The organism is Amycolatopsis regifaucium, assembly GCF_001613935.1.
Classification (GTDB): Bacteria; Actinomycetota; Actinomycetes; order Mycobacteriales; family Pseudonocardiaceae; genus Amycolatopsis; species Amycolatopsis regifaucium.
Map to the genome: position 1 here is coordinate 226642 of NZ_LQCI01000010.1, position 21318 is coordinate 247959.

Genomic DNA, 21318 nt, shown 5'->3' on the forward strand with positions numbered 1-21318 from the left:
GGGTACCCTCCGGTCATGCACGAGTCGGTTCCTGATTTCGAGATGCCCACCGAGGAACAGGTCCATTTGGCCGCGGAGACCTTCCGGTTGCTCGCCGATCCGACGCGGGTCAAGGTCCTCTGGGCGTTGCTGCAGGGCGAGTCCTCGGTCGCCTGTCTCGCGGACCTGGCGGGCGCGGCGCCGACGGCGGTCAGCCAGCATCTGGCGAAACTGCGGCTCGCCGGACTCGTCAAGGGGCGTCGCGAAGGGACGTTCGTCTACTACTCGGCGGCCAACGACCACGTCCGCGGGCTGCTCGCGCAGGCGCTGTTCCACGCCGACCACATCGATCGCGACATCCCCGCCCTGCATTCGACGGCGAAACCCCACCGGCCGACGGCGCGCTGAATCCGGCTACGGTGAAGCGGTGACCCAGTCCGCGTACCCGGCCGCCCTGCGGTGGCTGTTGCTGTGCGTGGTGGCACTGGGTCTGGTCGGCATGCATCACGTCATCGCCGAATCCGGCCACGGTGCGGGACACGAGACCTCCGCCTTCGCGATGGCGGACCCGTGCTGTCCGGACACTCCTTCGCACGACGACGGCGACGGTGGCCACAGTGGACTGCACCTGTGTCTCGCGGTACTCGCCGCGGCCGTGCTCCTGATCATCACCTGGCTTCTCGTCCGAAGTGGACGGACCGGGGCGACGTGGCGAGCGCGGTCGGCGAGCGGTTCGGCATCGGGGCGGGATCCGCCGCGCTGGAGACCGGTGCCCGAAAGATTGTCCTTCCTTTGCGTGTTGCGGGTGTGACAGGCGGGTTCGTCCCGCCCTGCCCGAAACCGAAGTGAGGAAAGAACCATGACCAGCAGGAAACTGGTCGGGGCGGCGCTCGCCACCCTGGCCTCCTTCGCCGTGCTCACCGGATGCGCCGGCTCCGACACCGCTTCCAGCGGGCACGCGACGTCCACGATGAGCGCCCCCGCCCCGCGTCAGGCCGGGCACGACCAGGCCGACGTCACGTTCGCGCAAGGGATGATCCCGCATCACGAACAGGCGATCACAATGGCGAAACTCGTCGACGGCCACACTCGAAACGCGAAGGTCGTCGACCTCGCCGCACGGATCCAGAAGGCGCAAGATCCGGAGATCCAGCAGCTGACCGGATTGCTGAGGGATTGGGGAGTGGCGCCGTCAAGTGAGCACTCTGCGCACGGCTCGATGTCCGGCATGATGACCGAAGAAGAGCTGGCGAAACTCGGTCAGGCCGAGGATGCCGCTTTCGACCGGCAGTGGCTGGAGATGATGGTCAAACATCACGAAGGCGCGCTTGAGATGGCGAAGACGGTGCTGCGGCAAGGAAGCAATGCCGAAGTCAAGGCTTTGGCGCAGAAGGTGATCGACGGCCAGCAGGCCGAGATCGCCGAGATGCGGGCACTGCTCGGCTGACTGAGGACGGTGGCGCGGGTCAGCCGGCCCGCGCCACCGGGAATGCGTGCACGTTTCCTCGGTTGTGGCCTTCGAAAACTGTCGGTGGTCGGTTGTACGTTCTGTGTGTGGATACGTCCAACGCCACCTTGGCGCTATTGAAGGAAATTACCGAGTCGAACGCGCTGGGGGAGGTCAATGGTTCGCTGGATATGTTGGGGGATAAGGATGCTGTGGAATTAGCCGTGGCGGCGTCGGAGGGGATCGCGCGGTTGGAGGCGGTCCGGTTCCGGGCCATCGCGCAGTTGGCTCGACATCGTGATGGTGCGTCGAGTGTGGTGCAGGAGGTGGCTTTCGCACTGTCTGTCGTGGACAAACGTGCGGGTTCACTGGTCACCACGGCGGAGGCGTTGACCACCCGGCTGCCCCGTACGCTCGGGTTGATGGACCGCGGGGTGGTGGATGGTTTCGGGGCGATGAAGGTCGCCGCGGCGACGTCGTGGCTCTCGGATGAAGATGCCCTGGCCGTCGACGCTTTGCTGGAAGACCGGTTGGCGGGGCGGAACGCGGAGCAGATCCGAAAGGCGGCGAATCATGCGGCCATGACGGTGGACCGTGAAGGTGCTTCTCGCCGGTCTGAGCATTATCGGGCGGGCCGCCGTCTCACGGTGCGTCAGGGTGACTCCGGGGTGGCGTCGATCGAGGTCGAGGACGGCCCGGTGGAGAAGGTGAACGCCGCCTATCGGCGGATCGATCGTGAAGCGCGTGCGCTGCGGAAAGGTGGGGAGACACGGACGCTGGATCAGCTCCGCGCCGACATCGCCCTGGATCTGCTGCTGAGTGGTCAGGGCGGGAAGGGTGAGCGGGCGGAGGTGTTCCTCTACCTGGACCTCGCGACCTATCTCGGTCTGAACGAGGACCCGGCGGAGCTGGCCGGGCATGGGCCTATCCCGGCTTCGCTGGCCCGAGAGATCGCTGGTGGGCCGGATACGGTGTTGCGGCGGATCGTCACCGATCCATTGTCGGGACAGGTGCTGGATTTGGGGCGGGATCGGTATCGGCCGTCGGCGGGGTTGGGTGAGTTCGTGCGGGTGCGGGATCGGGAGTGCCGAAGACCGGGTTGTCATCGTCCCGCGCAGGCCTGCGATCTGGATCATGTGGTGCCGTGGCAGTTCGGCGGCCACGTCCTCTGCGGACGAGCTGGTCGACCTGTGCCGCCGAGACCACCGGCTCAAGGACGAACCTGGTTGGGTCTACCGGCTTGCCTCGAATGGCACTTTGACGGTGACGACGCCGACGGGGCGGAGTTATGACAGTTCGCCTCCGCCGCTGTATGGGCCCCGCTTGGCTGAGGAACCGCCGCCGTTCTGAGTCCGGGTTCCGTCGCCGGAAAACGGCAACGTGTTGCTGCGACTAGCTTCTTCGTCCACGGCTACGACCGCCGCCCTGTGTTGCTACGCGCGCCTCCGCGATCTGAGTAACGACCGCGGTTCAGGGATCGCCGGAAAACGGCAACGGCCCGGCGAGCGTATCGGCTTCGTGGCTCCGTGGGCGTGACCGTCTCACGGTGACGGGGCCTGTCAAGTCTTCTGTGCAAGTGATCGTAAATGGGGTTTCTATTTGATTAAGTGGGCGATGCGTTCGGGGTGCGGACGTACATAGAACATCAGGTACGGCCCCGGTAATGACGAGACCGCAGGCGCAAGGACGTGCCTGGTTCGGTTTACCGGCTTGCCTCAGACGGCACTCTGACGGTGACCATGCCCGACGGGACAGAGCTATGACAGCTCGCCTCCGCCGTCGCACTGGCCACTCGTGGCCGAGAAACCAGCGCCGTTCTGAGCCCGGGTCCATCGCCGGAAAACGGCAACGGCCCGGCGAGCGTGGGTCCCGTGGGGGCAGGCTACGACAGCTCGCCTCCGCCACTGAACCCGCCACGCAAGCAAAACAAGGCAAGCGACCTCAAACGCGAGTACCGAGCACCGACATGCCGAGCACCAGTTCGTTCGCCGGATCACAGCCGAGCAGTTCCTCGACCAGTTCGTCGCGAAGCGCCGCGGTGAACGTGATGTTCAGCCCGAGCGCCGTCGCCAGCAGGTAGACCGTCTGGCTCAGATGACCGACGTCCATCAGCAGGACCCGATAGGTCCGGCTCACCGGGTACTTCCACTGGTTCCGCTCGATGACGCTGGTGTAGATCAGCAGGACCCCGGCGTTCCGGGTCCACTGCTGGTCGCCGGCGAGGGTGACCAGTTCATCGTCGTCGATCTTGCCGTCCAGCGGCGTGAGCCCGTGCCGGAAACCGTCGTAGTGGTAGACACCGCGATCCAGGCCCTCGACGTTCCTCGCGTAGACGTAGACCTCGGTCGGATGCCTCGCCCCGCCCGACGGGCTCGTCTTGAAGACGTTGCCGGTGGCCGGGATGTCGGGATGGGTCTCCGGCCTGGTCGGCCGGGCCGCGGTGAGAAGGGCGCTCAAATCGCGCAGCCGTACGGGTTCTTCGCCGAACTCGCGTGTACTTCGGCGCTTGTCGAGCGCTTCGCCGAGACTGATGGCGGTCAGCGGTTCCGGTGACGGTTCGGGCAGCGGTATCGCGTCGTACTCGCCCGACGGCCTCACCGGAGAAGGCGGAGGGCTGGCCTTCGCCTTCTCCAGCAAGGTTTTCGCGGTTGTTTCGCTGGCCGTGAACTCGGTCTCACGCAAGGATCGGGTGCCGAAGTGGAACGCCCGCGCGGACGTTCCCCAAGGGCCCCAATCCCGAAGGATTTCTTCTTCCCTCCGCTGGCGGGAAGAACCTTTGACCACCAGCACGTCGTACCGGATCATCGCTCGCGCGATACGGAGGAGCCTTTCCCCTGTCTCGGGATTTTCGTCCGCTTCACGTACCGATTCCGGTTCTCGCCAAGAACTGAACCAGCGCAGGACGCGTTCGGTTCCTTCGGCGAGTTTGAGCTGGCGATGCCCGAGGTGATCGTCCCAGATCAAGTCACCCTCGGACCAGTAGAGCGTTCCGCAAGAGGAAACCCTTACCAGCATCGAATGTCTTGCGCCCCAGTCCCCAGTTAAGTGAATACGTTCCGAATATGCCCGGTCATTCAGGGTCGCGAGCGGAAAGGAGGACCGCCGTGCGGCGGCGGCTCGAACCCGCCCCAGGTGCTCTGTGCCTTGTACTCCGCTTCGAGTTCGAGCAGGAACTCGTCGTCGTCTTCGTCGTGCATGCGACCGATCCTCTCCGTGAACCGTTGGTCCGGTCAAGTGAATTACCGACACCAACAGAGTACCGGAGCAGTACGACAAATTACGCCGAGTGATCGTTCAGGCGCTGTTTGAGTTCGCGAACCTCCGCGGAGTCCGCAATGCCCAGATCCGTGTACAACCGCAAAGCGAACCGGCGATGACGGTCCGCTTTCGATCGCTCACCGAGAATGTCGAACGCGATCGCCATCTCCTTGTGCGCGATGGGCAGCATGCTGCGATTCCCGGTCGAGTCGAGTACTTCCACCGCGGTGGTGAACTGGGTGACCGCGAGTGCGGCATCGCCGACTTCACGCGAATTGATACCGAGGGCCAAAAAACATTCCGCCTCGAGATCGGGTGATTCGTTGTCGTGAGCCAGCCGCAGTGCCTGGTCGAGTTCCTCGGCGGCCTCGGGATAGCGCCTGTTCTCGGTGTGGATCAGCCCGATCCGATGCCTGGCCCGGGCTTCGATGAGCACGCTGCCGTGGGCATGGGCGGTCTCGCGGACCCAGCCGAGGTGTTCGATCGCCTCGTCCGATTCGCCCTTGAGCCAGTGGGTGACCCCCGAATTGCCCCTGGCCCGGCACTGCATCCGCACATCGCCGGTGGTCGCCGCGAGTTCGAACACCTCGTTGAACAGCCGGTTCGCCTCGGTGAACTCGTTGAGCCGCCACAGGGTCAGCGCGTACATGTGCAAGGCCTGGTACTCGAGGACGACGCTCCCCGTGACCCGGGCGGCGGACAGCGCGAGGGTCTCCAGTTCCCTGGCCTGGCGGTAGTAGCCGCGGTTGTCGAAGTAGCGCCAGACCGACGAGCAGAACGGCACGAGGTCCGAATAGTGCTGGTGGTTGTTCATCGCGACGGCCACCGGCAGGACGTTCTGCCAGTGGGCGTCCATCCACTGCGCGGCCTGGTCGTAGTCGGCGAAGGATTGCCCGTACTCGCTCTTCGGGACTTCGAGGCCGCCGCCGGACTCCTCTTCGGAATCCGGGTCGATGAATTCCATCGCGGCGGCGACGGTGCAGCGGTAGTAGTCGAACAATCGTCGCATCATCGCTTCGCGCTGGTGTTCCGGCTCCTCCGCCAGCAGCAGTTCACGGCCGTAGCTGCGGAGAAGGTCGTGCATCTCGTACCGGTCCATCGAGGGCTGCCGCAAGAGATTCACGTCGACCAGGCGTTCGGCCAGTCGGCGGGCCTCGGCGAGGTTCACTTCCGCCAGCGCCGCCGTGGAATGGAGATCGAACGCGGCACCGGGATGATGGCTCAAACGTCGGAACACCCGACGTTCGGCTTCGGTCAGGTTCAGATAGGACACTCGGAACGCGCCCGCGACGTCGCGTTCCCCGGCGGTGAGTTCGCCGAATCTGTTCCGTTCGTCGCGCAACTGCCTGGCGACGAAGTCGAGCGTCCAGGACGACCGCGCCCGCAGCCTGCTCGCCGTGACGGCGAGGGCGAGCGGAAGGTCACCGCACAGGCTCGCGACCTGGTCTGCCGCGTCGGGGGATTCCTTCCGCAGCCGGGACGGCCCGACGATCCGGCCGAGCAGGTCCACCGCGTCCGCCCGGCTGAACGGTTCCAGGGAAAGGAGTTCCGCGCCGTCGAGATCGGCGAGCCGGGTCCGGCTGGTGATCAGCACACAGCAGCTGGCCGCGCCGGGCAGCAGCGGGCTCACCTGCGCCGCGCTGATGGCGTTGTCCAGCACCAGCAGGACGCGCTTGCCCGCGAGGCAGCTGCGGAACAACGCCGCGCGCTGGTCGGTGCCGGCGGGGATGTCCGATCCCTGGATGCCGAGCGAGCGCAGCAGCGCCTCCAGCGCCGCGGCCGGGTCGACCGGGTCGCCGGCCGGCGAGAACCCTTCCAGGTTCACGAAGAGCTGGCCGTCGGGGAACAGCGGCGCGAGCAGATGGGCGGCGTGGACGGCCAGTGCGGTCTTGCCGACCCCGGGCATCCCGTCGATCGCGATGAGCCGGGGGCCGGCCAGCGAGCCGTCCCGACCGATTTCGAGGACCGTCCGCAGTTCCGCGGCGCGACCGCCGAACGCGGGAAGGTCCGCGGGCAGCTGGGCGGGGCGGGGGAAGAGCGCTTTCTGCGCGTCCGCGTCCTCGCGTCGCCCGCCGGTGTCCGCCCCCGCCCGGAGGCCGCCGACGCCGTACCGGACGAGGGCGCCGTCCTCCATCAGTTCGGGGTCGGTGCGCAGGATCTGCTGGTGGAGCGCGCTCAGTTCGGTACCGGGGTCGACGCCGAGTTCCTCGGCGAGCGCCATCCTGCTCCGATCGAACGTCCGGAGCGCGTCGGCGCCGCGGCCCGCGCGGTAGAGCGCCAGCATGGTCAGTCGCTGCAGGGTTTCGCGGGTGGGATGCCAGGCGGCGAGGTCGAACGCCTGGCGCGCCGCCGCGTCGGTCTCGCCGAGCCTGAGCCTGGCGCCGATGAGGAGTTCGCTGGCGGCGAGCCGTTCTTCGTCGAGACGGCGGGCCGTCTGCTCGATGGCGTCGCCTTCGAGACCGTCGAAGGCCGGGCCTCGCCAGAGCGCGAGCGCGTCCGTGAGCTTGGCCGCCGCCTGGGAGATCAGCCCGGCGGCCAGGAGCTCGGCGCCTTGGCGGTAGTCCGCTTCGAAGCGGACCGAGTCGACCGAGGCGCTGCTGGTGACGATGCGGTACGCGGAGCCGGTGGTGACCACGGCGGACCGCGCCACGCCGAGGTCGTGCCGCAGCCGCGCGATCGCGTTGCTGACCTGGCGGACCGCTGTCTTCGGCGGCCGGTCCGGCCACATGGTGCCGATCAGGTACGACGCCGGGACGAGCCGGCCGGCGTTGATCAGCAGGCAGGCGAGCAGACGTTGTTCACGACGTCCGCCGAGCCGGACGGGGACGCCGTCGACCTGGGCTTCGAGCGGACCGAGGACGAAGAAAGCGAGCTGAGATGGATGGCCGGTATGTGCCGGATCGCCGGGGGTTCGGGGCGATCCCGCCGATTCAGGTAACGGACCGGCGGTCATATGCCACTATGTCGTCCGAGACCGTGAGCGTGCTCACGCACTACCTCCCAGTCCGCTCGCCGGGTGACCGGCACCCTAACCCACCGCCGCGGCCTCCAGCCAGGTCGGCGCGGGGGACGCCGTGCGGCATTCGGCCTAACGGGCGGGCGTGTGCCTGCCTTGGAACGGGTCTCATTCTACTCCCGGCGCCGCCTGAGCTGCGTGGATGCCCGCCGGTGAAGAGCCGATGTAAATCCGATGCAGGGCCTTGGAAAGCTGAAAGCACAGCTGACAGGTTCGGCGCGACGGGGCAGCGCGCCGAATCGCATGCAGGGGCTCCGCGGCGGTTGGCCTTCGAACTGGGGGTGGCCAACCGCCCTGGGAGCCCTTTCCCGGCACAGCCTCTCTTCCTTCCGTCCTGGTCGTTCGGGCCCGTGGCGTGTGATCATCCGCGATTCCGGGTATCAGGGCGATGAGGAGACAGTGAGGAGTGCCCATGCGCCCGGTCTGGAGCGGTTCGCTTTCGCTCGGTCTGGTGACGGTGCCTGTCCGGCTTTACAGCGCAGTCGAGGACCACACGGTGCACTTCCGCCAGTTCCAGCGCGGAACCGAGGACCGCATCCGGTATCGACGGGTGAACGAACGCACCGGCAAGGAAGTCGACTACGACGACATCGTCAAGGGCTACGAGCTCGACAGCGGTGAGTACGTGGTCGTCGAACCCGAGGAACTCGACGAGATCGCCCCCGGCCGGTCCAAGTCGCTCGACATCGAGAGTTTCGTGGAACTGGCCGCCATCGACCCCATGTTCTTCGACAAGACGTACTGGCTCGCGCCCGCCAAAGAGGAATTCGAGCGGCCGTACGCGCTGCTGCTCGAGGCGATGCGCTCGTCCGGCCGCGCCGGGATCGCGAAATTCGTCATGCGTGGACGCGAGTACCTGGCATTGGTCCGGTCGGGCGACGGCCTCATGGTGCTCAACACCCTGCATTTCGCCGCCGACCTGCGCGATCCCGCCGAGCAGCTGCCGGAACTGCCGGGCAAGGCGCAGGCGCGCGGCAAGGAACTCGACATGGCCCTCAACCTCATCGACGCCATGAGCGACGACTGGCGGCCCGAGGAATACCACGACACCTACACCGATCGCGTGCGGAAGTTGATCAACGCCAAGAAGAAGGGCGAGACCATCACTCCCGCCACCGAACCCGGCGAGCCGACCAAGGTCGTCGACTTGTTCGAGGCGCTTTCGAAGAGCGTCGAGAGCGGTAAGGCCAAGAAGAAGGGCTCCGGCGGTAAGGCGGCCACAGCCAAGAAGTCCCCGGCCAAGAAGTCTCCCGCCAAGAAGGCACCGGCGCAGAAGGATCTGTCTTCGTTGTCGAAGGCGGATCTGGAGAAGCTGGCGCGCGAGCGGGACATCAAGGGGCGGTCGAAGATGACGCGCGCCGGGCTGGAGAAGGCGCTCAAGGCCTCCTGACCTGGACGCCCGCCGCGGTCAGCTCATCCGCGATGGCCTCGATCAGCAGCCCGACGTCCTCGGCCGCCGTCGCGTGCAGTCCTTCCGACACGATCAGAACGTCGGACGTCGTGGCCGAGACGGCGGAGTGCCCGCTCTGCCGGTTCGTCCACCGCCGCGCGTGAGCCTGGCCGTCCTCGTCGGCGAAGATCACCTCGCCGGGGTTCGGATGCTCGACGGTTCCCGCGAAGGTCACGTACTTCTCGTCGCCCCGCGCGTGGCGGACTTCGAGCGAGCCGCTGATCTTCGCGACGTCGAGCACCGCGACCGGGATCGCGTACGCGACCGAAACCGCGTTGCAGAGGTCGATCACCGGGTGGATGCGGGGAAGCGTCCCTTCTTTCCGCAGCCGGCGCAGCAGCGATTCCGACGCGCAACGGTACTGCGTCGGCTTCAGCCCCATTTTGGCGAACGCCCGGCGCCACGCCTGGATCTCGGGGAACTCGGATTCCGGGCCGTCCGCGAGCCGCCGCACCGCCCGCGCGAGGAACTTGTCGAGGTCGACCGGTGTATCGGGGGAGATTCCGGTGGCCGAAAGCGTGCCGACGGCGAGGCTGGGGTGATCGGCGCGAACGGCGGGGTTGTGCTGGAGTCGCATACGAAACCTGTCTACTGGGTGGTGAACGCGAGTTTGGCGCCGAGCGCGGCGAAGGAACCGGCGAAGATCCGCCTCATCCAGGCGAGGACGCGTGGCCGGGAGATGACGTGGTGGCGCACCCCGGCGGCGAGGACGCCGTACACGCTGAACACCACGAACGTCGCCAGCATGAACACCCCGCTCAGCAACAGCATCCGGGGGATGAAGCCCGGCTCGCCCGCCGGGACGAACTGGGGCAGGAACGCGAAGAAGAACAGCGTCAGCTTCGGGTTCAGGACGTTGATCAGCACGCCCGAGGTGATCGTCCGCAGCGCCGGCTTCGGTTCGGGATCGCCTTCCACGACGATCGCGTCCCGGTCTTTCAGCGTCGCCCACGCCATGTAGAGAAGGTAGGCCACGCCGAGGTACTTGATGATTTCGAACGCGACCGCGCTCGCGTGCAGCAGTGCCGCGAGGCCGGTGATCGCGGCGACCATGTGCGGGATGATGCCGAGGGTGCAGGCCGTGGCGGCGATGACGCTCGCGCGTCTCCCGCCGGCGAGGCCGGCGGACAGGGTGTAGACCACGCCGGTGCCGGGCGTGGCGACCACGACCAGCGTGGTGATCAGGAAGGCGATGCTCACTCGACCACTCTGCGCGTTCTTTGGTCCGATGAACAGAGCCAAAGCCGTACCATCTCAGTGGACCAAAACTCTTGTCCGGACCATTGCGCGGCGAAGATCGTCCACGGGGTCGAGGCGGTCGGAGGCCGTCACCGGATGGGGTGGCATGATGCACGCTCGCACGTCGACGAGGAAGGCCAAGGTTTGAGCGCGCGCACCTCGCAGATGGACGACCTCCGGCTGGTGGCACAACCGAACGCCCTGTTGTGCTCTGAGCTCTTCGTCCGTCTCATCCTCTCGGATTGGTCCTTGCGGCCGTTGCTCGATCAGGCGAAGACCGCTGCCGCCCGTTTGGTGGGCGCGCTGGTCGACGTGGCCGATCCGAAGGAGCCGCCGTTCTTCACGTTGAGACTGCGACTGCGGTCGGACGTCCTGGTCATCGAGGTCGACCATCAACTGGACGGTCTTCCCACGCCGACGCCGGCGCCTGGCGAGCGGACCGGGGTGGCGCCGGGCGAGACCGGCGGAGTCACCACGTGGTGCGAGTTGCCGCTGCCAGGTGGCCTGTCCGCCGGGCAGGTGCGGCTGCCGCGCCGCGGCGACCGCCGGACGCTGGTCGACGAACCCGTCTCCGGTGAGCCCGTCGGCGCGGATCCCGAGGTCCTCGAACGGCTTTTGTCCCGGCTGAGCGGCTGGTCCGGCTGATCCTCTGAAAGGATCCGAGGATGGGCTCGAAGCGTGTCACGACACCGGTTCTGGAGATCGAGTACGAACACACCGGTGACGCGAACGCGTCCCCGGTGATCCTGCTTCACGGGTTCCCTTACGACGTGCGGGCCTACGACGAGGTCGCGCCGGTCCTCGCGGCGGGCGGTGCCTCGGTGTACGTCCCGTATCTCCGCGGGTTCGGCGGGACGCGGTTCCTCGACGACGCGACGTTCCGCTCCGGGCAACAGGCCGCGCTCGCGCAGGACCTTCGACTTCATGGCCGCGCTGGGGCTCGAAAAGGCCGTCGTCGCCGGATACGACTGGGGTGGCCGCGCGGCGTGCATCGCGGCCGCGCTGTGGCCGGAACGCGTGCGCGGGCTGGTCTCGGTGGACGGCTACAACGTCCAGAATCTCGCCTATGCCGGGGAACCGGCGCCGCCCGAATGGGAACGCACCTACTGGTACCAGTTCTATTTCCATTCCGAGCGCGGCCGCCGCGGGCTCGCGGAGAACCGCGACGAGCTGTGCGCCCTGCTGTGGCGCACCTGGTCGCCGACCTGGGCAGGCGCCGACGCGGCCTTCCCTGCCAGCGCTCCCAGCCTGCACAACCCGGACTTCGTCGACGTCGTCATCCACTCCTATCGCCACCGATTCGGTCTGGTGGAGGGGGATCCCCGTTATCAGGCACTCGAAGACCTCATCGCGAAGGAACCGGCCATCACCGTTCCGACGGTCGTGCTGGAAAGCGGGGACGACGGCGTCGGCGGGCCCAGCGCGGAAGGTGACCGCGACTACTTCACGGGCGCTTACGACCACCGCGTCCTGCCGGGTGTCGGGCACAACGTCCCTCAAGAGGCCCCGCAGGCGTTCGCCGCCGCCGTCGCCTCCCTTCTCTAGCGCAAGGCTCCATTCCCTCTGGTGAAAGGAAGTTCCGTGACCGACTCCCAGCCCGCACCGCCCGTTCCGCCGGGCGCGTTCCTGCTCGAACTGGTCCCGGTGCCGGTCAGTGACATCGACCGGGCGAAGGAGTTCTACACGGAACGGCTCGGTTTCCGGCTCGACGTCGACGTGCGACCCGCCGAGGGGGTCCGGATCGTCCAGCTCACCCCGCCCGGTTCGGCCTGTTCGATCACCTTGACCACCGGGCTCGCGTCCCTCGACATGCCGGTCGGGACCCTGCGCGGGCTGCATCTGGTGGTCGCCGACATCGAAGAGGCACGCGCCGCGCTCATCGCCAGAGGGGCCGAAGTCGGTCCGGTCGAGGATATGGGTGGCGTCTACTACGCGGCCTTCAGCGACCCCGATGGCAACACCTGGACGCTGCAGCACATGCCGTGGCGCACGTCGTGAGCGTGACCACCCGTCCGTGTGCGTGACGGATCATGATCAAGGGTGGTCCTTCCCGTGTGCGGCGGAAGGACGCGGCGGACAAGACCCGCGACACCTTGAAGAAGTAGTCGTCCTTTCCAGGCCGGTTCAGCCGTGCAGGAGCACCGGCAGGCCGGTGAGCCGGGTGCCCTGGATGCCACCGAGGAACGTCTGCCGGAGCTCGGCATAGGGGACGGCCAGCCGTGCTCGGGGGAATTCCGCGCGCAGGACCGACGCCACCGCCCGCAGTTCGAGTTGCGCGAGCTGGGCGCCGATGCAGAAATGCGGTCCCGCGCCGAAGGTCAGATCCGGGCCGGGGGCGCGGCTGGGATCGGTGTTGATGCCCTGGATGTCGACGAGCACGGGAGATCGCGCGGGGAGCCGGGTCCCGGCGAGGTCGAGCTCGGTGGTCGTGAATCGCCAGAGTGTGAACGGTGCGGGCGGATGGTCCCGCAGGGTTTCGCGGACGAGGTCGTCCTCTGGCGCGGTGTCGCCGTCGAGCAGTCGCGCGACCAGGAAACCGATCGACGCGTCGGTGGTCAGCTGTCCGGCGAAGATCAACGCGAACAGGTGGTACCTCAGGTCGTCTTCGGTCGTCTCGGGCGGGACCCGGTCGTGTAGTTCCGTGGCGAGCCCGTGCCGACCCGGTGTCAGCCCGGCCGTCGCGAGCTTCGCGATCGCGGCGATGGCCTTGCCCTGCCCACCCGGTTCCGGACTGGACATCCGGCGGCAGGCGTCCACGGCGGCGTCGAGCAGGCCGAGCGGGATGTCGAGCAGATCGAGCAGCACGGTGAGGGGGAACCGGGTGGAGAAGCCGTCCATCAGGTCGACGGTTCCCTCGCCGAGATCCGTCAGCAGCTCTCGCGCGATTTCGTGGATCCGGCCGGATCGCGCCTGGATCCGTCTGGCGCTCAGGAGCGGGGCGTGCGCACGTCGCAGCCGGGTGTGGTCCGGTCCGTCCAATGTGGTGAGAGACGGCTGTTCGGCGGCGGTCTGCTCGAGTCCGGCGCGAACGGGATCCCAGAGTTCCGGGGCCGTCGCGGGGTTTTTGACGATGGCGGGGTGGGAGAGGACTTCACGGGCCAGCTTCTCCTCGGTCACGATCCACGCGCTTCCGCCGGCCGGCGCGGCCACTTCGACGAGGCGACCGGCGGCGCGCAGCGCCGGGCGAACGGGATCAGGTTCGGAAACACCGCGGGTCGTCGCGGCGAACGGGTCGGGGAGCAAAGGAACTCCTTCATAGGAAAGTAGCTTCACAGTGAAGGTATATTTAGAACCGGTAGGTTGTCAAAGCGCGTTGGAGAACCGAGGAGGACACCGTCGATGGAGGATGAGGTCGCGGCACGGAGCGCGTCGCTGCTGGACGACCTCCGGAACTTCGGGGCGAACTACACCGAGTTCACCCGGCGTTTCGCGGACTGGCTCGGCCTGCACGCCACCGACGCCGCCGCGCTGGTGGAGATCCTCTACGCCGAAGACACCGGCTCCCCGCTCTCCCCGGCCCGGCTCGGGCACCGCGTTTCGCTGACCTCCGGCGCGACGACGAACCTGCTGAACCGGCTGGAGGGACTCGGTTACGTGGTCCGGAGCCGGGAGAACACCGACCGGCGGGTCGTGACCCTGCGCAGCGGCCCCGACATCCAGGAGCCCGCGCGACAGTTCTTCGGCCCGTTCAGCGCGGGCCTCGCGGCGCTGGTGGCGGAGTACCCGCCGGAGGAGATCGAGCGCTTCCAGGCCTTTCTGCGCCACCTGCGATCCACAATGGACGAAATCCTCGAGGCCCAGGCCTGACTTTCTCCCCGCATTCAGAGGACGAAACGCGTTTCGATACGGACCAGTCCGCGGCGCCGTCGGCACCGAATCCCTCCTGGACGTCATGGCAACCGCGTAGCCGGGCGTCGGGTGAGGTGGAGGCAGCTTGATGGTCGAGGGTGTGCGGACGAGTCCGCGCGAAAACGGCGGCACGGGAGCGGAGCCCGCCGGGACAAGCCTGATGCAACGGGTCGCGGCCGGCGACGAACAAGCGTTCGCCGACCTGTACGACGTCGTGTCGGGGCCGGTGTGGGGCGTGGTGAACAGGGTCGTCCGCAATGGCACGCTCGCCGAAGAGGTCACCCAGGAGGTCCTGGTGGAGGTCTGGCGGACGGCGGCGCGGTTCAAACCGGGCAAGGGGAGCACGCTGGCCTGGGTGCTCACCATCGCGCACCGGCGGGCCGTGGACCGGGTACGTTCGCATCAGGCGGCACTCGACCGGGACGACCGGGCGGGCAGACTCGATTTCCAGCGCCCGTTCGACGAGGTCGCCGAATCGACGATCGGCAACCTCGAGCAGCAGCGGGTGCGCCAGTGCCTGTCCGCGCTGACCGACCTGCAACGGGAATCGGTCGTGCTGGCCTACTACAACGGCTACACCTATCCGGAAGTCGCGGAAGTACTCAAAACCGCGCCGGGCACGGTGAAGACCCGCATCCGCGACGGTCTGATCCGGTTGCGCGACTGCTTGGGGGTCGGGCAATGACGGTCGAACTGCACACGCTGACCGGGGCTTACGCGCTGGACGCCGTACCGGAGGAGGAGGCCGCGGCGTTCAAGCGGCACCTGCGGGGGTGTTCCGCGTGTCGCCAAGAGGTCCGGGAACTACGGGAGACCGCGGCGCGACTGGGGTCGGCGCTCGCCGCCGCGCCACCTCCGAGGCTGCGGGAAGCGACGCTCGCCCAGGCCGCCCGCACCCGCCAGTGGCCGCCGCTGGTCGCCGCCGTCCGGCGTGCCGAACCGGTGAAGAAGCCGTCCGTGCGGATCGCCCTGTGGGGTGCCGCCGCGGCCGCCGCCGTCGCGCTGGTGTTCGGACTGCTCACCACGAACACCGAACCGGGACCGGATCCGGCGCAAAAGCGACTCGCCTCGGTGAATTCGGTGCTCACCGCTCCTGATGCCTCGACGGTGAAGGGTGCCGAGCGGGACGGGACCACGGTGGTGACCTCGCGGAGTCACGGCAAGGTCGTCGTACTGGCCGGTGATCTGCCGCCGCTGGCGCCCGGCAAGGCGTACCAGGTCTGGCTCATCGGAGCGAGCGGTGTGCATTCGGCCGGACTGCTCGATTCCGACGGTCCACATCGGACTCGGCCGGTCCTCGCGGAGCTGCCGGGCGGGATCGACCGGGTCGGGATCACCGTCGAACCCGCCGGAGGTTCGCGAATGCCGTCCACCCCCGCGGTCGCGATGATCCCCCTCGGGGGCTAGGCCGTGTCCTGTCCGTAGGTCTGTCAGAGTTCCCGCCCAGCCCAGATCACTCGGGTACCGTCGGCGAACTTCGGACGCAGCGACGAGGCGAGTAGATGCGGCCCGAGCACATGCGTGGCCAGCATGACTTCGTTGCCTTCGGCCGTTTCCGTTCGCTCGGCGGGCATCACGCCGGCGTTGCGCACGACGATGATCCGCGATCCGGAGGGGCGCGCCCAGTTTCGCCAGCCCGATGGCGGTCACCTTGCCCACGAGCACGGTGTCGGCTGCCTGGTCACGGCGAACATGCGGTACACGACCGAAGCCGCCTGCCACGCCGAGCACGAGACCGGTCAGCAGGCCGAGATGAGTGGCGTTCAGGAACGGGTAGGGCGCGGTTCGGCGCCGACGGTCACTGGACTCGGCCGGATTCGGTGTGTTCGTCGCTTTCTTCGTCACCCGGAAGGTAGACGTCGGACACGTTGATGTTGACCTCGACGACCTCGACGGAGACACCCTGCCCGGCGGACGCGGTGGCGCCGGGGATGCGTTCGCGCAGCGCGTTTCGGCTTGGTGGTGATGGTGGCGGTGTTCGTCATCGTAGTCTCCTTGGTTCGGATTCCGTTGCCGGTGGCGGAAGTTCGCGGGGCTCCCGGCTCGTTTCCACACCCGGAGACCCAGCCGTACGAGGATCGTCACGACTCGATCGTGTGGTCTGGATCTCAACGAGCTGGGTATGGCCTCGTCGGATGCTCCAAGTTCGCCCCTGGTCTTCCCGTCCGCTCTCTGTTAGGAAAGGTTCCTAATTAATTAGAGTGGACAGGAGTCGACATGCGCGGACGCGGTCTTGCGGCGGCGACGGTTCTGGTGGTCCTGTGCGGTGGTTCAGCCGCGGTCGCGCAGCCGACCACGGCGGAATCCGGGGCGCGGGTGGCGCGCAACATCATCTACATCCAAGGCGACGGCCTCGGCCTCGGCCAGCGTGACCTGCTTCGGCTGGCGCTCAAGGGCAAACGCGGCGAACTGGCGATGGACGGGCTCGCGGTGACCGGTCTCGTGCGGACGTCGTCGGACGACGAGGACGAAATCGTCACCGACTCGGCCGCGGCGGCCACCGCACTGGCGACCGGGCACAAGACGCGAAACGGCGCCGTCGGCATGGACGTCCACGGCCGTCCGGTGGAGACGATCCTCGAACGGGCGAAGCGGGCGGGGAAGTCAACCGGCCTGGTCACCACCGCCCAGGTGACCGGTGCCTCGCCCGCCGCGTTCGCGGCGCATGTCCCGAGCCGGGATTCGCAGAGCGACATCGCGAAGCAGTACATCGAGAACAGCCGCCCGGACGTCCTGCTCGGCGGGGGTGAGGACTGGTGGTACCCGAAGGGGAATCCCGGTCTCTGGCCGGACAAGCCGGGGGAGGAGAGCCGCAGCCCCTACGGCGACCTCGTTGAACGCGCGCGGCGAATTGGCTACACCTACGTGCGTGACGGCGACGAACTGCGGAACACGCGGGCGAACCGCATCCTCGGCCTGTTCGCGAACGAGGACATGGTCGACTACGGCCCGGACGGCGTCGGGAAGTACGCGCCACGCGTGCCGCTCCAGCAGATGGCGCGCAAGGCCCTGGACACGCTGTCGAAGAACCCGCGTGGTTTCTTCCTGTTCCTGGAGGAAGAAGGAACCGACGGGATGTCGCACGAGAACAACGCGCACGGCGTGATCGACGCGGGCAGGGCACTCGACGCCACGATCGCCGAGGTCATGCGCTTCGTCCGCGCGCATCCCGACACGCTGGTGGTCATCGGCGGCGACCACGAGACCGGTGGACTGAGCATCGAGAACTATGACGCCTCCGACACCGACCCTGACCAGGATGGCCCGTTCGACGTACCGGGCTCGAAGCTCAAGTTCACTGTGGACTGGACGACGCACGACCACACCGGTTCCGACACCCCGGTCACCGCCGAAGGCCCCGGCTCCGCCCGATTGGGTGGCACGGTCGAGAACACCGACGTCTATCGCGTGATGCGGGCGGCAAGCGGGCTCTGAGCGAAAAGGCCACCTCCGGGATGGAGGTGGCCTTCGCGGCTTTTGACCGGGTCCGTCAGCCGATGCTCTCGACGACGGCCTCGGCCACCGCCTTCATCGTGGTGCGACGGTCCATCGCGGTGCGCTGTATCCAGCGGAAAGCATCCGGCTCGGTGAGCCCCTGGCGGCTCATCAGCAACCCCTTGGCCCGGTCGATGACCTTGCGGGTCTCGAGCCTGTCGGTCAGGCCCGCGACCTCGGATTCGAGCGCCTGGAGCTCGGCGAACCGGCTCACGGCCAGTTCGATCGCAGGCACCAGGTCGCGCTTCGCGAACGGCTTGACCAGGTACGCCATCGTGCCGGCGTCCCTGGCCCGCTCGACGAGGTCACGCTGGCTGAACGCGGTCAGGATGACGACCGGCGCGATCCGGTCACCGGTGATCTTGGACGCGGCCTCGATACCGTCGAGCTTGGGCATCTTGACGTCGAGGATCACCAGGTCAGGCTTCAATTCAGTGGCCAGGTTGATGGCCTGCTCGCCATCACCCGCCTCGCCGACGACCTCGTAGCCCTCTTCGCGGAGCATCTCGACGAGGTCGAGACGGATGAGGGCCTCGTCTTCGGCCACGAGCACCCGCCGCTGGGGTGCGGCGACGGCACCATTGGCCTCGGCAGCCTGCTCGGTCACCGGGGTCCTCCTGAAGGTCGTCGGGCAGTTCGGCACGCGGTCAGTCCGCGAACCTGAAGCCTACCGGGAACGATCCAGTAGGCGAGATGGCGTTCACCACGTCAGACGGGCGTCACACTCCGGGCCCCGCGAAAAGCGCGCGGCCGTGATCCCGTAAAGTTCACCCCGCACGCCCCCGTAGCCCAACTGGCAGAGGCAACGGATTCAAAACCCGTCCAGTGTGAGTTCGAATCTCACCGGGGGCACCAACAGGAACCTCACAAGCCGAACCGGCGCGCTGCGCCGGGAGGTCTTGAGGGTTCATGGGTTCGGTGATCCTTTCCGCTACCTGAGCGATCTCCGGCAGCTTGTCTGCCGGGAGCTTGATCGTGATTGTCGCATGTTCGCCGTCGTCGTGGACCACGATGGCGAGCTGGACGGCTTCGAACAGCGCCCGTAGATACGGTTCTGGCGCTTTTGCGAGGTTTGTCGCGAGATAGGGAAGCGCGTCGATCAGAGGCACTTCATCGGCTGTCATCCCCTGAGGTGTTGCCGAGTCCGCCTCGTCGAGGTCGGAGATCTTCGCTTGGAGCTGTTTCTCATTCTTGGCTAGTTCGTTGTAGCTGCCCCGCATTGGTGATCTCGGCGAGCTGTCGCTGGATCCGGTTTCGTTTTCCTCTTGTTCAGGTGGCGTGATCATCGGCACCGACCAGGTCGGCTTCGAGGACCGTGCGACGGTCAGGACCGAACACGCGGTCGGCGAAGAACTTGGCGACGGCGTCGAGCAGGGCGTCTTCTCGAAGGTAGAGAGCGTTCTCGTGGTCGGTGAACCTGTCCGAGCGGCCGCGGTTGTTGTTGCTGGGCCTGCGGAGGTAGTCCTGAGACCGTGATCGGCTCATTCGATGCGAACAGCGGCACATCGTTTCGTTCCAGTTGCCACATCGCCACCGATACTCAAGGGTGCTGCTGGTCGCCGCCGCTGGCAACCAGGATCGCTTCGCCGCGTGGCTGCTGCTGATCGCGCTGCGGAGAGGTCCAGCGCGGCATCCCCTGGGTCTGGGCCGACGGCGGCGACACCAGTGGTCTGATCACCCCAGCGGACTGAACCGCCAACGGGCCGCATGGCAACTTCATCGCTGTTCGTGCCTCTGGACGGGCCGTCGAACGAGCCGCCGCAGCTGCGTCTGATGACGTTCTCGCTCCGCGAGTGTCCTGCGATTCGCAATCTCGGCACTCAAGCGCCGCTGACGCTCCTTCTCGGCACGAGCCCGCCGTTCGGCGTTGGTGACGAGCCGCGCTCGCATTTGCTCTCGCGACCGTGCCCCCGTCTCGGCGATCCGAGCGAGGAGACGCTGTAGATCGCGCGCGGTTCGTAGCTTGGCATTCACGTCCTCGTTCTCCCCGCGCCACATCCTCGGATTCCATGCCGGTTTCATCGATGCTCGCCGCCTTGACCCGGCTGTCAGGAAAGCTCAGTCTCGGTGTGCCGCTTCCGTCTCGCGAAACGTGTGGCGGCGAACAGGGTTGCCACCGCGATCATGCCGAACGTGGCCAAAACGCGGCTCACATCGATGGCAGGTTCCCAGCGCAGCTTGCCGTCCTTGATGACGTACGCGCCCATCGGTTTGACCGATAGCCCGAACCCGACACCTTCGCCTGAGCGCCCCTTCTCGTCACGGCTGTCGCCACCACCGCCACCGCTGCCGACCTTGGCGGCCACGATCACCGTGACCCCGTCGACGTGGTAGGGCTCGCCATAGACCATCTTGGTTTCCAGACCGTCTTTGGCTTTCTTCAGCAGTTCGTCGACGTTCATGAGGCGCTCCCGTGTTCGTCGGTTCGGATTCCTTGTTGATCTCGTGCTGGGGTGTCAGCTTTCGCGCTGCTGTACCGGTATCGGCAGGCCGATCCCGTAGCGGCCCAGTGGTCGAAGGACTTCCGCGATCGGCCGTCGCGGGGTGGCAGGGAGTGGGGGAGTGTCGTCGGGTAGGTGGCCGATTCGCACGACGAACTGGGGCTCGGCTCCTTCGGCGACGACGCAATCGCGGATCAGGCCACGGGTGCAGGTCAGCTCCAGGGGCTCCGTGACCAGGCAGGACGCGAGGTTCAACCGGGTCGCCGTCAGCACTACGGCGCTGGCGGCTTCGCCTGCCCGTAGCCTGTCGAGCGGTGTGTCGGCCGCGGTCGACACTACGGTCAGCGCGGCGCCATCGTGGGCATCGGTGTCGGCGAGTAGGGCGTCGGAGAAGTCTCGTACCAACGGTGCCGCGGTGGTAAGGACGGCGTTCCGTGCGGGCACGCCGTCCGCCGCGTACCGCCGTCCGCTCCAGGACGCCAGTTCGATTCCGTAATCCGGGTCGGCCCGGTGCAGGCCCCGAGCCTCCACCGCAGCGGCCGTCAACGCCGAACGTCGTGAGGCGTCGTCCACGAATCGCAACGTCGCGTCGTGGTCTGTCGCGACTCGTACGAGGCGGCTCTTCTCCCAAGCCGTCAACGGCCGAGCCGAATACCGACGGCGATCCGACCGGCGTCGCGGTATCGCCGTGGCCAATGCGATGTCCTCTTCACGCGGTTCACGGGGAACGAGTTCGATCCAGGCCAGCACGTCAGGATCGGGCATCCGGTCGATGTGGGTGTTCCAGCCGAGCGCGGCGGCCGCGATGGTGAAGTGATGGAGCACGCAGCCGCAGCTGATGAGCAGATCGCGACCCTCGGGATCGGCCTGCCGCAATCTGCGGCCGGTGTCCGCGCGCAGTTCGATCGTGTGGCCGCTGAACCGCCAGTCCCAGGGTTGGCTGTTGTGCACCGAAGGGGCGCGTACAGCAAGTGCGACGGCCGCTCTCACCGTGTACGCGTCGGGCAGGTGCTGGGCCATCGCATGCCTCCTCGGATCGGACTGTTCTCATGCTCGCCGTCTCCGAATCGCGATCACAGGGGCGAACGGCCCCACTGGGCGTGACGGATCCCAGGGCCCTTCGACCCTTCCGCTGCAGCAACTG

22 protein-coding genes, 1 tRNA gene and 2 pseudogenes are annotated in these 21318 nt (G+C 67.3%); 13 read left to right on the forward strand and 12 right to left on the reverse strand.

The window, feature by feature from the left end:
* The first annotated feature begins 15 nt into the window (after window positions 1–15).
* The 4 genes and pseudogenes from AVL48_RS13435 to AVL48_RS13450 all read left to right on the forward strand — a co-directional run bounded on the left by AVL48_RS13435 (window position 16) and on the right by AVL48_RS13450 (window position 2776).
* Window positions 16–387, forward strand: a complete 372-nt coding sequence (locus tag AVL48_RS13435) for an ArsR/SmtB family transcription factor (protein ID WP_061983305.1) — start codon at window positions 16–18, stop codon at window positions 385–387.
* 19 nt (window positions 388–406) lie between these two features.
* Window positions 407–790 (forward strand): DUF6153 family protein, encoded by a 384-nt coding sequence (locus AVL48_RS13440; protein ID WP_061983306.1) that lies wholly within the window; start codon window positions 407–409, stop codon window positions 788–790.
* 48 nt (window positions 791–838) lie between these two features.
* Window positions 839–1426: a DUF305 domain-containing protein gene (locus AVL48_RS13445; RefSeq protein ID WP_061983307.1), complete on the forward strand. Its 588-nt coding sequence runs from the start codon at window positions 839–841 to the stop codon at window positions 1424–1426.
* A gap of 191 nt (window positions 1427–1617) precedes the next feature.
* A pseudogene (locus AVL48_RS13450) lies at window positions 1618–2776 on the forward strand (HNH endonuclease signature motif containing protein).
* 591 nt (window positions 2777–3367) lie between these two features.
* Here AVL48_RS13450 and AVL48_RS13455 read toward each other — a convergent pair.
* The 3 genes from AVL48_RS13455 to AVL48_RS13460 all read right to left on the reverse strand — a co-directional run bounded on the left by AVL48_RS13455 (window position 3368) and on the right by AVL48_RS13460 (window position 7637).
* The gene (locus AVL48_RS13455; protein ID WP_244162306.1) at window positions 3368–4390 is read right to left on the reverse strand and encodes a SagB/ThcOx family dehydrogenase; all 1023 of its coding nucleotides are present in this window, start codon (window positions 4388–4390) and stop codon (window positions 3368–3370) included.
* A 110-nt stretch (window positions 4391–4500) separates the two neighbouring features.
* The gene (locus AVL48_RS40530) at window positions 4501–4623 is read right to left on the reverse strand and encodes a hypothetical protein (protein WP_279626620.1); all 123 of its coding nucleotides are present in this window, start codon (window positions 4621–4623) and stop codon (window positions 4501–4503) included.
* Window positions 4624–4703: 80 nt separating this feature from the next.
* The gene (locus tag AVL48_RS13460; RefSeq protein WP_061983309.1) at window positions 4704–7637 is read right to left on the reverse strand and encodes an AfsR/SARP family transcriptional regulator; all 2934 of its coding nucleotides are present in this window, start codon (window positions 7635–7637) and stop codon (window positions 4704–4706) included.
* Window positions 7638–8112: 475 nt separating this feature from the next.
* On the opposite strand from AVL48_RS13460, the gene ku reads away from it, so the two are divergent.
* Complete coding sequence (gene ku / locus AVL48_RS13465; RefSeq protein WP_061983310.1) at window positions 8113–9090, forward strand: non-homologous end joining protein Ku; 978 nt, start codon at window positions 8113–8115, stop codon at window positions 9088–9090.
* Here the strand turns inward: ku and AVL48_RS13470 are convergent.
* Complete coding sequence (locus tag AVL48_RS13470) at window positions 9077–9727, reverse strand: B3/B4 domain-containing protein (RefSeq protein WP_061983311.1); 651 nt, start codon at window positions 9725–9727, stop codon at window positions 9077–9079. The genes ku and AVL48_RS13470 overlap by 14 nt on opposite strands.
* Window positions 9728–9738: 11 nt before the next feature.
* Window positions 9739–10350 (reverse strand): LysE family translocator, encoded by a 612-nt coding sequence (locus AVL48_RS13475; protein ID WP_061983312.1) that lies wholly within the window; start codon window positions 10348–10350, stop codon window positions 9739–9741.
* Window positions 10351–10533: 183 nt separating this feature from the next.
* Between AVL48_RS13475 and AVL48_RS13480 the strand changes: the two genes are divergently transcribed.
* From AVL48_RS13480 to AVL48_RS13490, 3 genes are all read left to right on the forward strand, one after another.
* On the forward strand, window positions 10534–11034 hold the full coding sequence (locus AVL48_RS13480; protein ID WP_061983351.1) for a hypothetical protein: 501 nt from the start codon (window positions 10534–10536) through the stop codon (window positions 11032–11034).
* A 279-nt stretch (window positions 11035–11313) separates the two neighbouring features.
* The gene (locus AVL48_RS13485; RefSeq protein WP_244162305.1) at window positions 11314–11934 is read left to right on the forward strand and encodes an alpha/beta fold hydrolase; all 621 of its coding nucleotides are present in this window, start codon (window positions 11314–11316) and stop codon (window positions 11932–11934) included.
* A 36-nt stretch (window positions 11935–11970) separates the two neighbouring features.
* Window positions 11971–12387 carry a VOC family protein gene (locus AVL48_RS13490; RefSeq protein ID WP_061983313.1) on the forward strand — a complete coding sequence of 139 codons (417 nt, stop codon included), beginning with the start codon at window positions 11971–11973 and terminating at the stop codon, window positions 12385–12387.
* Window positions 12388–12513: 126 nt separating this feature from the next.
* Here the strand turns inward: AVL48_RS13490 and AVL48_RS13495 are convergent, their stop codons facing one another.
* Window positions 12514–13632: a cytochrome P450 family protein gene (locus AVL48_RS13495; RefSeq protein ID WP_061983314.1), complete on the reverse strand. Its 1119-nt coding sequence runs from the start codon at window positions 13630–13632 to the stop codon at window positions 12514–12516.
* Window positions 13633–13728: 96 nt separating this feature from the next.
* Here AVL48_RS13495 and AVL48_RS13500 point away from each other — a divergent pair, with 96 nt between their 5' ends.
* The 3 genes from AVL48_RS13500 (at window position 13729) to AVL48_RS13510 (ending at window position 15645) form a co-directional block, all read left to right on the forward strand.
* The gene (locus AVL48_RS13500) at window positions 13729–14196 is read left to right on the forward strand and encodes a MarR family winged helix-turn-helix transcriptional regulator (protein WP_061983315.1); all 468 of its coding nucleotides are present in this window, start codon (window positions 13729–13731) and stop codon (window positions 14194–14196) included.
* 130 nt (window positions 14197–14326) lie between these two features.
* On the forward strand, window positions 14327–14923 hold the full coding sequence (sigK, locus tag AVL48_RS13505; protein ID WP_061983316.1) for an ECF RNA polymerase sigma factor SigK: 597 nt from the start codon (window positions 14327–14329) through the stop codon (window positions 14921–14923).
* Window positions 14920–15645, forward strand: a complete 726-nt coding sequence (locus AVL48_RS13510; RefSeq protein WP_061983317.1) for an anti-sigma factor — start codon at window positions 14920–14922, stop codon at window positions 15643–15645. Before sigK ends, AVL48_RS13510 begins: the two co-directional genes overlap by 4 nt.
* 23 nt (window positions 15646–15668) lie before the next feature.
* Here AVL48_RS13510 and AVL48_RS38280 read toward each other — a convergent pair whose 3' ends face one another.
* Together AVL48_RS38280 and AVL48_RS40050 are read right to left on the reverse strand one after the other, a co-directional pair.
* On the reverse strand, window positions 15669–15830 hold the full coding sequence (locus tag AVL48_RS38280) for a hypothetical protein (protein WP_244162304.1): 162 nt from the start codon (window positions 15828–15830) through the stop codon (window positions 15669–15671).
* A 206-nt stretch (window positions 15831–16036) separates the two neighbouring features.
* A pseudogene (locus AVL48_RS40050) lies at window positions 16037–16189 on the reverse strand (Asp23/Gls24 family envelope stress response protein); the annotation flags it as partial.
* Window positions 16190–16455: 266 nt separating this feature from the next.
* Here AVL48_RS40050 and AVL48_RS13515 point away from each other — a divergent pair.
* Entirely contained in the window at window positions 16456–17673 is a 1218-nt protein-coding gene (locus tag AVL48_RS13515; RefSeq protein WP_061983318.1) for an alkaline phosphatase, read from the forward strand.
* A gap of 55 nt (window positions 17674–17728) precedes the next feature.
* On the opposite strand, the gene AVL48_RS13520 is transcribed toward AVL48_RS13515, so the two are convergent.
* Entirely contained in the window at window positions 17729–18340 is a 612-nt protein-coding gene (locus tag AVL48_RS13520) for an ANTAR domain-containing response regulator (RefSeq protein WP_005157321.1), read from the reverse strand.
* 171 nt (window positions 18341–18511) lie between these two features.
* Here AVL48_RS13520 and AVL48_RS13525 point away from each other — a divergent pair.
* Window positions 18512–18588, forward strand: a tRNA-Leu gene (locus AVL48_RS13525).
* 414 nt (window positions 18589–19002) lie between these two features.
* Here the strand turns inward: AVL48_RS13525 and AVL48_RS13530 are convergent.
* The 3 genes from AVL48_RS13530 to AVL48_RS13540 form a co-directional block, all read right to left on the reverse strand.
* The gene (locus AVL48_RS13530) at window positions 19003–19218 is read right to left on the reverse strand and encodes a hypothetical protein (protein ID WP_061983319.1); all 216 of its coding nucleotides are present in this window, start codon (window positions 19216–19218) and stop codon (window positions 19003–19005) included.
* Window positions 19219–19781: 563 nt separating this feature from the next.
* Window positions 19782–20135: a spore germination protein GerW family protein gene (locus tag AVL48_RS13535; protein WP_061983320.1), complete on the reverse strand. Its 354-nt coding sequence runs from the start codon at window positions 20133–20135 to the stop codon at window positions 19782–19784.
* 54 nt (window positions 20136–20189) lie between these two features.
* Window positions 20190–21194 carry an Acg family FMN-binding oxidoreductase gene (locus AVL48_RS13540; protein WP_061983321.1) on the reverse strand — a complete coding sequence of 335 codons (1005 nt, stop codon included), beginning with the start codon at window positions 21192–21194 and terminating at the stop codon, window positions 20190–20192.
* Window positions 21195–21318: the final 124 nt, after the last annotated feature.